Annotated in this window: 11 protein-coding genes and 1 riboswitch; of the genes, 7 read left to right on the top strand and 4 right to left on the bottom strand. The window is 70.0% G+C overall.

Translation table 11 applies throughout. The features are described from left to right. The first annotated feature begins 125 nt into the window (after positions 1 to 125). Positions 126 to 1,286 (top strand): acyl-CoA dehydrogenase family protein, encoded by a 1,161-nt coding sequence (locus ATO6_RS08870; protein WP_088623632.1) that lies wholly within the window; start codon positions 126 to 128, stop codon positions 1,284 to 1,286. Here the strand turns inward: ATO6_RS08870 and hrpB are convergent, their stop codons facing one another. Further along, entirely contained in the window at positions 1,287 to 3,728 is a 2,442-nt protein-coding gene (gene hrpB, locus ATO6_RS08875; protein ID WP_254919111.1) for an ATP-dependent helicase HrpB, read from the bottom strand. A gap of 98 nt (positions 3,729 to 3,826) precedes the next feature. On the opposite strand from hrpB, the gene meaB reads away from it, so the two are divergent. Continuing rightward, a complete protein-coding gene (gene meaB, locus ATO6_RS08880) occupies positions 3,827 to 4,804 on the top strand; it encodes a methylmalonyl Co-A mutase-associated GTPase MeaB (RefSeq protein ID WP_088623634.1) in 978 nt (325 codons plus the stop codon). A gap of 13 nt (positions 4,805 to 4,817) precedes the next feature. On the opposite strand, the gene ATO6_RS08885 is transcribed toward meaB, so the two are convergent. Then, on the bottom strand, positions 4,818 to 5,774 hold the full coding sequence (locus tag ATO6_RS08885) for a LysR substrate-binding domain-containing protein (RefSeq protein ID WP_176440872.1): 957 nt from the start codon (positions 5,772 to 5,774) through the stop codon (positions 4,818 to 4,820). Between the two features lie 139 nt (positions 5,775 to 5,913). Here ATO6_RS08885 and ATO6_RS08890 point away from each other — a divergent pair, with 139 nt between their 5' ends. Continuing rightward, positions 5,914 to 6,186, top strand: coding sequence for a DUF4242 domain-containing protein (locus tag ATO6_RS08890; protein WP_088623636.1), 273 nt, complete (start codon positions 5,914 to 5,916; stop codon positions 6,184 to 6,186). Positions 6,187 to 6,229: 43 nt separating this feature from the next. Here ATO6_RS08890 and ATO6_RS08895 read toward each other — a convergent pair whose 3' ends face one another. Further along, the gene (locus ATO6_RS08895; RefSeq protein ID WP_088623637.1) at positions 6,230 to 6,664 is read right to left on the bottom strand and encodes a 6,7-dimethyl-8-ribityllumazine synthase; all 435 of its coding nucleotides are present in this window, start codon (positions 6,662 to 6,664) and stop codon (positions 6,230 to 6,232) included. 79 nt (positions 6,665 to 6,743) lie between these two features. Continuing rightward, a riboswitch (FMN riboswitch) is annotated at positions 6,744 to 6,891 on the bottom strand. A gap of 93 nt (positions 6,892 to 6,984) precedes the next feature. Here ATO6_RS08895 and ATO6_RS08900 point away from each other — a divergent pair. The 4 genes from ATO6_RS08900 to ATO6_RS08915 all read left to right on the top strand — a co-directional run bounded on the left by ATO6_RS08900 (position 6,985) and on the right by ATO6_RS08915 (position 11,106). Beyond that, positions 6,985 to 7,470, top strand: a complete 486-nt coding sequence (locus tag ATO6_RS08900) for a flavodoxin family protein (RefSeq protein WP_088623638.1) — start codon at positions 6,985 to 6,987, stop codon at positions 7,468 to 7,470. Positions 7,471 to 7,534: 64 nt separating this feature from the next. Then, positions 7,535 to 8,350, top strand: coding sequence for a TIGR00282 family metallophosphoesterase (locus tag ATO6_RS08905; RefSeq protein WP_088623639.1), 816 nt, complete (start codon positions 7,535 to 7,537; stop codon positions 8,348 to 8,350). Further along, positions 8,347 to 9,282, top strand: a complete 936-nt coding sequence (locus ATO6_RS08910; RefSeq protein ID WP_254919099.1) for a DMT family transporter — start codon at positions 8,347 to 8,349, stop codon at positions 9,280 to 9,282. Before ATO6_RS08905 ends, ATO6_RS08910 begins: the two co-directional genes overlap by 4 nt. Positions 9,283 to 9,321: 39 nt before the next feature. Further along, entirely contained in the window at positions 9,322 to 11,106 is a 1,785-nt protein-coding gene (locus ATO6_RS08915) for an SLC13 family permease (protein ID WP_088623641.1), read from the top strand. 161 nt (positions 11,107 to 11,267) lie between these two features. Here ATO6_RS08915 and ATO6_RS08920 read toward each other — a convergent pair whose 3' ends face one another. Then, positions 11,268 to 12,506: an Hsp70 family protein gene (locus ATO6_RS08920; RefSeq protein ID WP_088623642.1), complete on the bottom strand. Its 1,239-nt coding sequence runs from the start codon at positions 12,504 to 12,506 to the stop codon at positions 11,268 to 11,270. Positions 12,507 to 12,668 lie beyond the last annotated feature (162 nt).

Genomic DNA, 12,668 nt, shown 5'->3' on the forward strand with positions numbered 1-12,668 from the left:
GCTGGCGCGGACCTTGGAGCGAAGAGGCATGTGGCACGATCAAGCACACCCGCCCAAGCCTCTGGTCGCCACCCCGCGGGACGGCGGCCGCCCGGCTACCGCAGCACTTTCCGAGGACACCTGACATGCCGTTCCCCCGCCCGCACCTCGCCCCCGAACACGAGATGTTCCGCGACCAGGTCCGCCGCTATCTCAAGGACAACATGCAGGCCAAGGTGCCCAAGTGGCGCGAACAGGGTCATGTCGACCGCGAGGACTTCGCCGCGTTCGGCGCGAACGGCTGGCTCTGCCTCTGGGCCGGGGAGGACTACGGCGGCCCCGGCATCCGCGACATCCGCTACGATCAGGTCCTGCAGGAGGAAACCATCCGCTGGACCGACATCGGCTTCTTCCACAACGCCCATTCCATGCTGGTCGGCCCCTACCTCGACCGTTTCGCCAATCCCGAACAGAAGGCGCGCTTCCTGCCCGGCGCGGTCTCGGGCGAGACGATCATGGCCATCGCGATGACCGAGCCCGACACCGGCTCCGACCTCGCCGCGATCCGCACCAAGGCCGAGGACCGGGGCGATCACTGGCTGCTGAACGGTTCCAAGACCTACATCTCGAACGGGATCATCGGCGACCTCTTCGTGGTCGCCGCCAGGACGGGCGACAAGCGCGGCCAGATCGGCCTGTTCATCGTGACGGCGGACATGGCTGGCTTCTCCCGCGGGCGGCACCTTAAGAAGATGGGCCTGCCGGTTCAGGACACCGCCGAGATCCGCTTCGACAACGTGAAGCTGCCCAGGGAGAACCTGCTGGGCGATCCCGGCATGGGCTTTTCCTACATGGCCGAATGCCTCGCCGTCGAACGGACGATGAGCGCGATTTCCTCGCTCAGCCATGCACAGGCCGCCTTCGACGTGACGCTGGACTTCATCAAGGAGCGGCGCGCCTTCGGGCGGCCCGTGGGGGCGTTCCAGAACACGCGCTTCGTGATGGCCGACCTGCGCACGCGGCTCGATTCCGCGCAGGCCTATCTCGACCAGTGCGTGATGCTGGCCAATGCCGACCGGCTGACGCCCGAGGATGCGGCGGGGGCCAAGCTGCTGTGTTCCGAACTGCAGGGCGCGGTCGTGGATGCCGGGCTGCAGTTCCACGGCGGGGCGGGCTACATGGACGAATACGAGATCAGCCACATGTTCCGCGACGCCCGGATCGCGCGCATCTATGCGGGCACCTCGGAGATCATGAAGGAGATCATCGGCCGGGGCCTCGGCCTCGGCGACCGCGAGCTGCGCTGATCACTTGCGCGGCTTGGCCCGCAGCGTCGGGTCGGCCTCGGTCGGGTCCTCGGGCCAGGGGTGTTTCGGATAGCGCCCGCGCATGTCCTTGCGCACGTCGGCATAGGACGAGGCCCAGAAGCCCGGCAGGTCCATCGTCACCTGCACCGGCCGGCCTGCCGGCGACAGCAGCGTGATGCGGAGCGGCTGGCCCGCGACCTGCGGATGCGCGGTCTGGCCGAAAAGCTCCTGCAGCCGCAGTTCGATCGCCGGGGCCTCGCCGGAATAGTCGATGGGGATCTCGCGGCCCAGGGGCGTCGTGAACCGCGACGGCGCGATCCGGTCGAGCAGCTGCATCGCGTCCCAGTCCAGCATCCCGCGCAGGGCGGGCATCAGGTCGAAGCCCTTCCACTGGTCCGCCGTCCGCACCTTGCCCAGATGCGGCAGCAGCCAGTCCTCAAGCCCCGCCATCAGCGCCGCGTCGGACATGTCGGGCAGGTCGTGCCCCGCCGCCCGCGCCAGCGCGACGCGGGCGCGGAACAGGCGGGCGGCCTCCTGCGCGGGCAGGCCAAGCTCGCGCACGCCGTCCAGCATCGCGCGTGCGACGGCCTCCTGCGGGGCGTCCGTCCAGACCCGGTCATCCAGCGCGATGGCGCCGAAGCGTTCCTGCCGCCGCGCCACGACGCGGCGCTCGCGGCGGGACCACTCGCAGACATCCGCCCAGCCGATCTGCTCCGCGAACAGCCCCCTGAGCGCGCTTTCCGACAGGGCGGCGGCCTGCCGCACCTTCGCCTCGCGCGGGTCGCCGTCGAGGTCGGTCGCCACGATCAGCCGCGATCCGGCCAGCGGATCGCCCGGCTCCATCACCGCGCCCTTGCCGCCCGACAGCAGGTAGCGCGGCGCATCGCCCGGACGGCGCAGGCCGACACGGTCGGGATAGGCCAGCGCCGCCAGCTCCGGCACGCTGTCCGGCCCCTCGGTGCCGCCCGCCAGCCGGTCCAGCCGCCGCGCCTCGGCCCGCGCCCGCTCCAGCGCGCCGCGGTGGACGGTCCAGCCCTTGGCCCGTTCGAACCGGGCGGGATCGCGCGCGGCTTCCATCCTCAACGTCAGGTCCGAGGCCGCGCCGCGCGGCAGGATGTCCCGCTCCTGCATCAGCGCGGCGAGGAGCGGGGCCGACCTGCCGCCCTTCAGCACCATGTGCCCCAGCCGGGGATGCAGCGGCATCGTGGCCAGCTGCCGGCCATGCGCCGTGATCAGGCCCGCGCCGTCCAGCGCGCCCAGCATCGTCAGCAGCGCCCGCGCCTCGGCCATCACGCCGGGGTTGGGCTGGGTCAGGAAGGGCATCGCTTCGGGTTCGGCCCCCCAGAGGGCGAGGTCGAGGGCAAGCGGGGCGAGGTCCTCCACCTCGATCCCGGCGGGCGGGTAGGCGGCCAGCGCGCCTTCCTCGCCCTTGGTCCAGAGCCTGTAACAGACCCCTTCGGCCACGCGCCCCGCGCGGCCGCGCCGCTGGTCTGCCTCGGCGCGGGTCACCCGCTCCGTCACCAGCCGCGCCATGCCCGAGCCGGGATCGAACCGTGACCGCCGGGCGAGACCCGCGTCGATCACCACGCGGATGTCCTCGATCGTCAGCGAGGTTTCAGCGATGGAGGTCGAGAGCACCACCTTGCGGCCCTCCGTCTCGGGCCGGATCGCCGCCCTTTGCGCGGCGAGGTCCATCGCGCCGAAGAGCGGGCGAATGTGATGGCCGGGGGGCAGGCGGTCCCTGAGCAGCGACTCGACCCGCCGGATCTCGCCCTCGCCGGGCAGGAAGACGAGGATGCCGCCCTCGGTCTCGGCCGCCGCCTGCATGACCAGGTCGGCGAGCGCCAGTTCCATGCGAGCCGCCCGCGCGAGGGGGCGGTCGAGCCACCGGGTGTCGACCGGGAACATGCGGCCTTCGGAGGTGACGCGCGGCGCCTCCATCAGCGCGGCGACGGGGGCTGCGTCCAGCGTGGCGGACATCGCGACGAGGATCAGGTCGTCGCGCAGCGCGCCCGCGATCTCCAGACACAGCGCGAGGCCGAAATCCGCGTTCAGCGAGCGTTCGTGGAATTCGTCGAAGATCACCGCGCCGATCCCCTCGAGACCGGGATCGGACTGGATCATCCGGGTCAGGATGCCCTCCGTGACCACCTCGATCCGGGTGCGCGACGAAACCTTTGCCTCGCCCCGCACCCGGTAGCCCACTGTTTCGCCGGGTTTTTCCCCCAGCGTATCCGCCATCCGCGCCGCGGCCGCGCGGGCGGCAAGGCGGCGGGGCTCCAGCATGACGATGCGACCGGTGGTCAGCCCGGCCTCCAGCATCGCCAGAGGCACGACCGTGGTCTTGCCCGCGCCCGGCGGCGCTTCCAGCACGGCGCGGCCCGTGTCGCGCAGGGCGGCGATCAGGTCGGGCAGGGCGTCGTGGATCGGCAGGCGGGGCAGGGGCATGGGCGGGTTATGCGGCAGCGGGGGCGGCGCGTCCACTGGACTCCGCGGGACGGGGCGGGCATTCAGGCGGCGACAGGCAAAGAGGTGTGGCGATGGATGTGGCGGAACTGGCGGACAAGGTGATCGCGGGCGACCGGCGGGCGCTGTCACGGGCGGTGACGCTGGTCGAAAGCTCGCGCGCGGACCACCGCGCGATGACCGCCGAGATGATGGAACGCCTGCGCAATTCGGGCCGCGAGGCGGTGCGGATCGGGCTGTCGGGCACGCCCGGCGTGGGCAAGTCGACCTTCATCGAAAGCTTCGGGTCCATGCTGACCGCGCAGGGCAAGCGGGTGGCGGTTCTGGCGGTCGATCCGTCCTCGGCCCGGTCGGGCGGTTCGATCCTTGGCGACAAGACCCGGATGGAGAAACTGTCCCGCGATCCCAATGCCTTCATCCGCCCCTCGCCATCCCAGAGCCAGCTTGGCGGCGTGGCGCGGCGGAGCCGCGAGGCGGTCGCGCTGTGCGAGGCGGCGGGGTTCGACGTGGTGCTGGTCGAGACGGTGGGCGTCGGCCAGTCCGAAACGATGGTGGCCGAGATGACCGACCTTTTCGTCCTGCTGCTGGCGCCTGCGGGCGGGGACGAGCTGCAGGGCGTCAAGCGCGGGATCATGGAGATGGCGGACCTGATCCTCGTCAACAAGGCCGACGGCGCGCTGAAGGAGACGGCGACGCGGACCTGCGCGGATTATTCCGGCGCGCTGCGACTGCTGCGGAAAAGGCCGCAGGATCCGGATGGCTATCCCAAGGCGATGACCGTTTCGGCGGTCGAGGAAAGCGGCCTCGGCGCGGCATGGGAGGCGATGCAGACGCTGGTGGACTGGCGTCGCGAGGCCGGGTTCTTCGACAGCACACGGGCGGCGCAGGCCCGGTTCTGGTTCCGCGAGGAGGTGCGTTACGGCCTGCTGTCGCAGCTCGACGCGCCCGCCGCCAAGGAGCGGATGACGGCTCTGGCCGAGGCCGTGGCACGGGGCGAGACCGCGCCGGCGGCGGCGGCGCGCGAGATGCTGGAGAGCCTGCGGAACGGCTGAGGTCGGGTGGACTTCAGGTCGGTTCCGCCGGAACGGCCAGCTCCGGGAACATCGCGGCAAGGTCGCGCCGCGCGGCTGCGGCTCGATCCTCGATCCAGTCGCGGAACGCCTTCTGTGCGCGGCTGAGCCGCCGCTCGGCCGGCCAGAGCAGCCAGAAGTCGTAGTCGCCGGGCACCGCCGCCCCGCGGCCGAAGGGCATCACCAGTTCGCCGGACTTGAGCAGCGGCAGCGATTCCATCACCCCGCCCAGCACCAGCCCCAGCCGGGCGCGTGCGACCCTGAGGCCGCTGCTGAAATGCGAGAAATGGGGGATCGCCGAAGGGTCGAACGCCACCCCGAAATGCGCGCACCACTCCGGCCAGTCGACCCAGCCGGGATCGGTGGTCGGCGTGTCGAAATGGCACAGCGGCACGCCGTCCAGCGCCGGACGGGCCGGGTCGAGGCCGTAGCGTTCCGCGAAATCGGGGGTGCAGACGGGCACGACCCCGCTGCCGAACAGGCGCAGCGCGGCCTGGCCTTTGCCCGGCGCGCGCACGTGGCGGACCGCGAAGTCGAAGCCGTCGGGACCAAGCGGCGCGAGGGCCGCCGAGGTGTCGACGCGCAGATCGAGGCCCGGCATCCGGGCAAAGAAACTGCCCAGTTCGCGCGACAGCCAGTTCTCGGCAAGGCTCTGGGTCATCGTGACCGACACGCGGTTGTCCGCCTCGGGCCGTGTCATCTCGGCATGGGCGGCGGCGAGCAGGCGCATCCCTTCGGCCAGCGGCCCGGCGGCGCGGAGCAGCGCCTCGGTCGGGCGGATGCCGTCCGGGGTGCGGTCGAAGAGGGGCCTGCCGACATAGATCTCCAGCCCCCGGATGCGCTGTCCGATGGCGGCGGTGGTGACGCCGATTTCCTCCGCCGCCGCGCGGATGGAGCCGAGCCGCTGCGCCGCCTCGACAGCGCGGAGGGCGTTGAGATGGTCGATCTTCATCCGGCACCTGCGGAAAGATTTCCTTTCCACATTGCCAGAAAATCTGCCGTGATGCGTCGGAAAATTCCTGTTCTGCTGAAAGTGGGCGTCCAGAGGGGGAAAGATGGACTTTCCCCGTGGCGCGGAGCGGAGACAGGACATGAAACGCTATGTGATCGAACGCGAGATACCCGGCGTGGGCGCGATGTCGGGGGATGAACTGTGCGGCGCGGCGGCGGCGTCGAATGCGGCGCTGGCCGAGATCGGCAAGGACGTGCAGTGGCAGCATTCCTACACCGCCGACAACCAGACCTTCTGCGTCTACCTTGCCAAGGACGAGGCTACGATCCGCCGCCACGCGGAGCTGAGCGGTTTCCCCGCCACCCGCATCCACGAGGTCAAGGCGGTGATCGACCCGACCACGGCGGGCTGAGGTCCGGCGACACGCAAAACGGCGCGGCCGCCGGACCCGGCACTCAGGCGACCGCGCTCAGGCTGCGTCCGGTGACGGCGAGCGCGGCGCGGGCGGCCTCGCGGCCCTTGACCACGAAATGGTCGCGGTAGATCGCCATGTGATGCGGCGTCTCCTGGAAATGATGGGGCGTCAGCGAGACCGAGAGGACCGGCACCCCGGTCTCCATCCCCGCCTGCATCAGGCCGTTCACCACCGCCTGCGCGACGAAGTCGTGGCGGTAGATGCCGCCGTCCACCACCAGCGCGGCGGCGGCGACGGCGGCGTAGCGCCCGGTGCGGGCGAGGTCGCGGGCCATCAGCGGCATCTCGAAGGCGCCGGGCACGTCATAGACATCGACCTGCGCGGCGGGGATCAGTTCGGTGAAGCCGACAAGGGCCTGGTCCACGATCTCTGCGTGCCAGCCGGCTTTGACGAAGGCGTAACGGGCGTGTGTCATCTGTGATCTCCTTTCATAAGTGACACGTCACCCAAGGCGATCACATGCGCCGACCCTGTCCGCGAGGACGGGGGAGGCCGCACGTTCTCTTTCATCCGGACTATGACCGTCGGCCCAGGCCTCGCACCTGGTCTGCTGACCCCCGGCATCCGCCGGGGCGCTCGCGGGCTCGCGGAGAGGGTCCGCATACCGCCGGTGGGGAATTTCGCCCCGCCCTGAGAACGGCGGCAGGTTTTCCGATGGGAATGGGATTGTCAATTCCGTTTCGCGCCGCCCGCTTTGGGCTGGTCCCGCCGGGGCGGGGCGCTAGGATGCCGGGCATGGCCCGCCTGCTGATCGTCTATCACACCCTGACCAACGGATCGCGCCAGATGGCCGAGGCCGCCGCCGAGGCCGCGCGCGGGGAATGCGAGGTCGTGCTCAGGACGGCTGCCGAGGCCGGGCCGGACGACCTGCTGGAGGCCGAGGGCTATCTGTTCTGCGCGCCCGAGAACCTCGCCGCGATCGCGGGGGTGATGAAGGATTTCTTCGACCGCAGCTATTACCCGGTGCTGGGCCGGATCGAGGGGCGGCCCTATGCCCAGATGGTCTGTGCCGGGTCGGATGGCGAGAACGCGGCGCGCCAGACCGCGCGGATCGCCACCGGCTGGCGGCTGCGCGAGGTGCAGCCACCGCTGATCGTCTGCACCCATGCGCAGACGCCCGAGAAGATCCTGGCCGAGAAGGTCATTCCCGAGAGCGATTTGGAGAAGTGCCGCGAGCTGGGACAGGCGCTTGGCGCCGGGCTGAGCATGGGGGTGTTCTGAGCCTCGCGCGGGCCCGGATCGGGTTTTGCTTGCCACGACGGCGGACGGGGCATAGCACGTTCCAATGCGTATACTCTTTCTAGGCGATGTCATGGGCCGCGCGGGGCGGCAGGCGGTGGCGGATCATCTGCCCCGGCTGCGGCAGGACTGGCGGCTGGATTTCGTCGTGGTCAACGGCGAGAACGCGTCGAACGGGGCCGGTTTGACCGGCGATCACGCCAAGGGCATCCTTGCGGCGGGGGCGGATGTGGTGACGCTGGGCGATCACGCTTTCGACCAGAAGGACATGCTGCAGTTCATCGAGACCGAGCCGCGGATCATCCGGCCCGTGAACTTCGCCAAGGGCGCGCCGGGCCGCGGCTTTGGCGTGTTCGAGGCGACGCAGGGCCGCAAGGTGCTGGTGACCCAGGTGCTGGGACAGGTCTTCATGAAACGCGCCTTCGAGGATCCCTTCAGCCACATGGAAGCGGTTCTGAAGCGGCATCCACTGGGCGGGCTGGTGCAGGCGAGCTTCGTCGACGTGCATTGCGAGGCGACGTCGGAAAAGATGGCCATGGGCCACTGGTGCGACGGGCGGGCGAGCATGGTGGTGGGCACGCACACCCATGTGCCGACCGCCGACGCGATGATCCTGCCGGGCGGAACGGCTTATCTGTCCGATGCCGGGATGTGCGGCGATTACGACAGCGTCATCGGCATGGACAAGGCCGAGCCGATGCGCCGCTTCGTGACCGGCATGGCCAAGGCGCGGTTTTCGCCCTCGCTGGGCGAGGCGACGCTGTCGGGGCTCTATGTCGAGACCGACGACCGCACCGGCAAGGCCACGCGGATCGAGATGGTTCGCCAGGGCGGGCGGCTGGCGCAGGCGGGCCCTGCTTGAGCGCGAGCGTGATGTCCGAGGGGCGCGAACGGGCTGGACTGGCGCTGGCGCTGGCCGTGATGGGGGCCGGTTGGGGGCTGACTCAGCCACTCGGCAAGATTGCGGTGACGGGGGGCCTGGGGCCGCTCGGGATGGTGTTCTGGCAGCTGATCCTGTCGATCCTGATCCTCGGGGCGATCTGCCTGGCCACGGGCCGGCGGTTATGGCCGCGCGGAGGGGCGCAGGTCGCGATCTGCCTCGCGGTCGCCCTTCTGGGAACGATCCTGCCCAATACGGCCTCCTACCACGCCGCCGCGCACCTGCCCTCGGGCGTGCTGTCGGTGCTGGTCTCGCTGGTGCCGCTGATGGCCTTTCCCATGGCGCTGATGCTGGGGGCGGAGCGCTTCTCTTTCACGCGGCTGGCCGGGCTCGGGCTCGGCTTGTCCGGCGTTCTGCTGCTGGTGGTGCCGGAAGCGAGCTTGCCGGACCCGGCGATGGCGGTCTGGGTGCCCCTCGGCCTCGTCGCGCCGTTCCTCTATGCCTGCGAGGGCAACGTGGTCGCCCGCTGGGGCACGGCGGGGCTCGACCCGCTGGAACTGCTCTGCGCGGCCTCGATCCTCGGCGCCGGTCTGGCCCTGCCGCTGTCGCTGATGACGGGCGAATGGGTCGATCCGCGCGGGCCGTGGGGCGCGCCGGAATGGGCACTGATCGGCTCGTCGCTGATCCATGCCGTGGTCTACACCGGATACGTCTGGATCATCGGCCGGGCCGGGCCCGTCTTCGCCGTGCAGGTCGGATATTTCGTTACCGGGTTCGGCGTGATCTGGGCGATGCTGATCCTGAACGAGACATATTCGCCCTGGATCTGGACAGCCATGGCGCTGATCGTGGCTGGAATGCTGCTGGTGCAGCCCCGGCCCAAGGGCGTGCTTGCCCCGTCCGGGGCGGTCTGAGTAGATAACGCGACTGGCACAGGCGGAACTTCGGAACTGATGGGTTTATTTGAACTTTCCCAGACGGGGCAGGCGATCGCGACCCTTGCGGTCGTCGGCGTGATGTTCGCCATGTTCGTGCGGGAATATTACCCGACCGAGGTCGTGGCCATCGCGGGCGCCTGCCTGATGCTGGCGCTCGGGCTGCTGCCCTACGACCGGGCGCTGGAGGTTCTGTCGAACCCCGCCCCATGGACCATCGCGGCGATGTTCATCGTGATGGGGGCGCTGGTGCGGACCGGGGCGCTGGAGGGTTTCACCAAGTCCGCCGAACGGCAGGCGGCGTCGAACCCCAAGATGGCGATCGCGGCCCTGATGGTCTTCGTCGTGGCCTGTTCGGCCTTCGTGAACAACACGCCGGTCGTCGTCGTGATGATTCCGGTCTTCGTGCAGATTTCGCAACGGCTGGGGGTGAAGGCCTCCAAGCTGCTGATCCCGCTCAGCTACGCGGCCATCCTCGGCGGGACGGTTACGCTGATCGGCACCTCGACCAACCTGCTGGTCGACGGTGTGGCGCGGGCGCGCGGGCTGGAGCCGTTCAATATCTTCGAGGTCACGCCGCTCGGCCTGATCCTCGTGATCTGGGGCATGTTCTACCTCGGTTTCTTCGGCCGCTGGCTGCTGCCCGACCGGTCGAGCATGGCCAACCTGCTGAGCGACCGCAGCCGGATGAAGTTCTTCACCGAGGCGGTGATCCCGCCGGAATCGAACCTCGTGGGCCGCGAGGTCACGGGGGTGCAGCTCTTCAAGCGCGAGGGCGTGCGGCTGATCGACGTGCTGCGCGGCGACCTGTCGCTGCGGCGTGACCTGTCGGGCGTCAAGCTGCAGGTCGGCGACCGGGTGGTTCTGCGGACCCAGATGACGGAACTGCTGAGCCTGCAACGGAACAAGTCGCTGAAACGTGTGGACCAGATCTCGGCGGTCGAGACGACGACGGTCGAGGTGCTGATCACGCCCGACTGCGGCATGGTGGGGCGCTCGCTCGGCTCCATGCGCCTGCGCCGCCGGTTCGGGGTCTATCCGCTGGCGGTGCACCGCCGGAACCAGAACATCGGGCGGCAGCTCGATGAGCTGGTGGTGCGGGTCGGCGACACGCTGCTGCTGGAAGGCGCGCCGGACGACATCCAGCGGCTGGCGGCCGAGATGAACCTCGTCGACGTGTCCCACCCGACCGCGCGCGCCTTCCGCCGCAGCCATGCACCGGTCGCCATCGCCGCGCTCTTCGGCGTGGTGCTGCTGGCCGGCCTCGGGATCGCCCCGATCCTGATGCTGTCGGTCTTTGCCGTGGCGATCGTCCTGCTGACCCGCTGCATCGACGCGGACGAGGCGTTCAGCCAGGTCGACGGCCGGCTGCTCGCCCTGATCTTCTCGATGCTGACGGTGGGGGCGGCGCTGGAGCATTCCGGTGCCGTCACCCTGATCGTGGAGGCGGTCGCGCCCTACCTGATGGGCCTGCCGGGCTTCTTCGTGATCTGGGCGATCTACCTGCTGACCTCGATCCTGACCGAACTTGTGTCCAACAACGCCGTCGCGGTGGTCGTCACACCGATCGCCATCGGCCTCGGCACCTCGATGGGGGTCGATCCGCGCCCGCTGGTCGTCGCCGTGATGGTCGCCGCCTCGGCCAGCTTCGCCACGCCGATCGGTTACCAGACCAACATGCTGGTCTACGGCCCGGGCGGCTACCGCTTCACGGATTTCCTCAAGGTCGGCATTCCGCTCAACCTCACCACCGGCCTCCTGGCCTCGGCAATGATCCCGCTGATCTGGCCGCTCACGCCCTGAACCGGAAGCCGCTCTTCACGCCTGCCGGCGTGTCTCGCAGGTCCCCTGCTTCTTCTGGTTCCAAATACTTCGGGGGTCCGGGGGCAGAGCCCCCGGCCTATCCGTCTGCGCCATCGCTCAAGTTCGATGGCGCGGGGCAGCGCCCCCGGCCTGTCCGCCCCTCACTCCGCCGTGGCCAGGGCGAGCCCGTCGACCACGGCGGTGAACGCCTCCGACATCCGCACTCCCGCCGAGGGGCACAGAGCGCACATCTCCTCCGAGACCATCCGCATCAGGCTCGACCCGCCGACCAGCACGATCACGGCCACGTCGCCTGGTGCCACCCCGGCCCGTGAAAGTGTCTCGGCCGCCGCCTCGCGGAGGTCGCCACGGTATCGCTCCAGCGCCGCGTTCAGGCTGGCGGCGTCGATCTCAGCGGTGAGGCCGCGCTCGATCAGCCCCATCCGTATCCGGGGATCGGCCGCTCCCATGTTGGCGTCGATCTTGCCGCTCTCCACGGCGAAGGCGAGGTCATGGCCCAGTTCCGCCTCCAGCAGCGTGGCGAGACGGGCAAAGGCGGCGCGGTCGGTGGCCAGCCGCGCCATCGCGGCGACCTCGCGGCGGGTATCGGCGGTATAGGCGAACGGGATCCGCGCCCATGTGGCCAGGTCCACGAACAGCGCGTTCGGCACCGGCAGCAGCCCTTCGCCCATCTCGCGCCGCAGGGTGCCGCCGTAACCCAGGAGCGGCATGGCGTGGCTGAGCGAGACCATGCGGTCGAAATCCGTGCCGCCCAGCCGGATGCCGTGGCTGGCGAGGATCTCGACCGAGGCGCCGGCATTGCGGAAGACCGAGAAGTCCGAGGTGCCGCCGCCGATATCGACGATCAGCCCGGTCCCGCCAGTGTCGTTCAGCCCCCGCGCGGCCAGCGCGGCGGCCTCGGGTTCGTAGAGGAATCGAACCTCCTCGAACCCTGCGGCGGCATAGCAGGCGCGCAGGTCCGCCTCGGCCTGCCGGTCCTTGTCCGCATCCTTGCTGTGGAACTGCACCGGCCTGCCCGACAGGGCGCGGCTGAAGCGCCGCCCGGTTTCGGCCTCGGCCCTTTCGCGCATGGCGGTCAGGAAGGCGGTGATGACATCCGACAGGGTGCGGCGCTTCTTCTCGATCAGGCGCTCCTCGTGCAGCAGCGGATCGCCCAGCACGGATTTCAGCGCCCGCATGTAGCGGCCTTCCTCGCCCGCCGTCAGCGCCCGGCCGGCGGCGGAGCCGATGCGCATCGCGCCGCGGTCCGCCGGGAAAAACACCGCGGTCGGCAGGGTTTCGGACCCGGCCTCGACCGGGATGCGGTGCGGGCGGCCGTCCTGCAGGATCGCGGCGGCGGAGTTCGAGGTGCCGAAGTCGATGGCGAGGATGTCGGACATGGGGGCCTCCGGTCGCGGTGCGGAAAGGCGCGGGCTATAGCGGCGGCGGGCGGGGGCGGCAAGATGTATGTGGGGGAGCGTGTGCGGTGAGCGGGGTGAGGGGGCTGTCTGCCCCCTCTTGCGGGCTGTGCCCGCAATTCACCCCCGAAAGTATTTGAGACC

Origin of the sequence: Oceanicola sp. 22II-s10i (assembly GCF_002210105.1) — a bacterium.
In the GTDB taxonomy this organism is placed as follows: domain Bacteria; phylum Pseudomonadota; class Alphaproteobacteria; order Rhodobacterales; family Rhodobacteraceae; genus Pseudooceanicola.

Excerpts from the sequence above, each read along its gene's own strand:
- ATO6_RS08870 (WP_088623632.1), top strand. The coding sequence starts at position 126 with ATGCCGTTCCCCCGCCCGCACCTCGCCCCCGAACACGAGATGTTCCGC.
- meaB (WP_088623634.1), top strand. The coding sequence starts at position 3,827 with ATGGATGTGGCGGAACTGGCGGACAAGGTGATCGCGGGCGACCGGCGG.
- ATO6_RS08885 (WP_176440872.1), bottom strand. The coding sequence starts at position 5,774 with ATGAAGATCGACCATCTCAACGCCCTCCGCGCTGTCGAGGCGGCGCAG.
- ATO6_RS08890 (WP_088623636.1), top strand. The coding sequence starts at position 5,914 with ATGAAACGCTATGTGATCGAACGCGAGATACCCGGCGTGGGCGCGATG.
- ATO6_RS08895 (WP_088623637.1), bottom strand. The coding sequence starts at position 6,664 with ATGACACACGCCCGTTACGCCTTCGTCAAAGCCGGCTGGCACGCAGAG.
- ATO6_RS08900 (WP_088623638.1), top strand. The coding sequence starts at position 6,985 with ATGGCCCGCCTGCTGATCGTCTATCACACCCTGACCAACGGATCGCGC.
- ATO6_RS08905 (WP_088623639.1), top strand. The coding sequence starts at position 7,535 with ATGCGTATACTCTTTCTAGGCGATGTCATGGGCCGCGCGGGGCGGCAG.
- ATO6_RS08915 (WP_088623641.1), top strand. The coding sequence starts at position 9,322 with ATGGGTTTATTTGAACTTTCCCAGACGGGGCAGGCGATCGCGACCCTT.
- ATO6_RS08920 (WP_088623642.1), bottom strand. The coding sequence starts at position 12,506 with ATGTCCGACATCCTCGCCATCGACTTCGGCACCTCGAACTCCGCCGCC.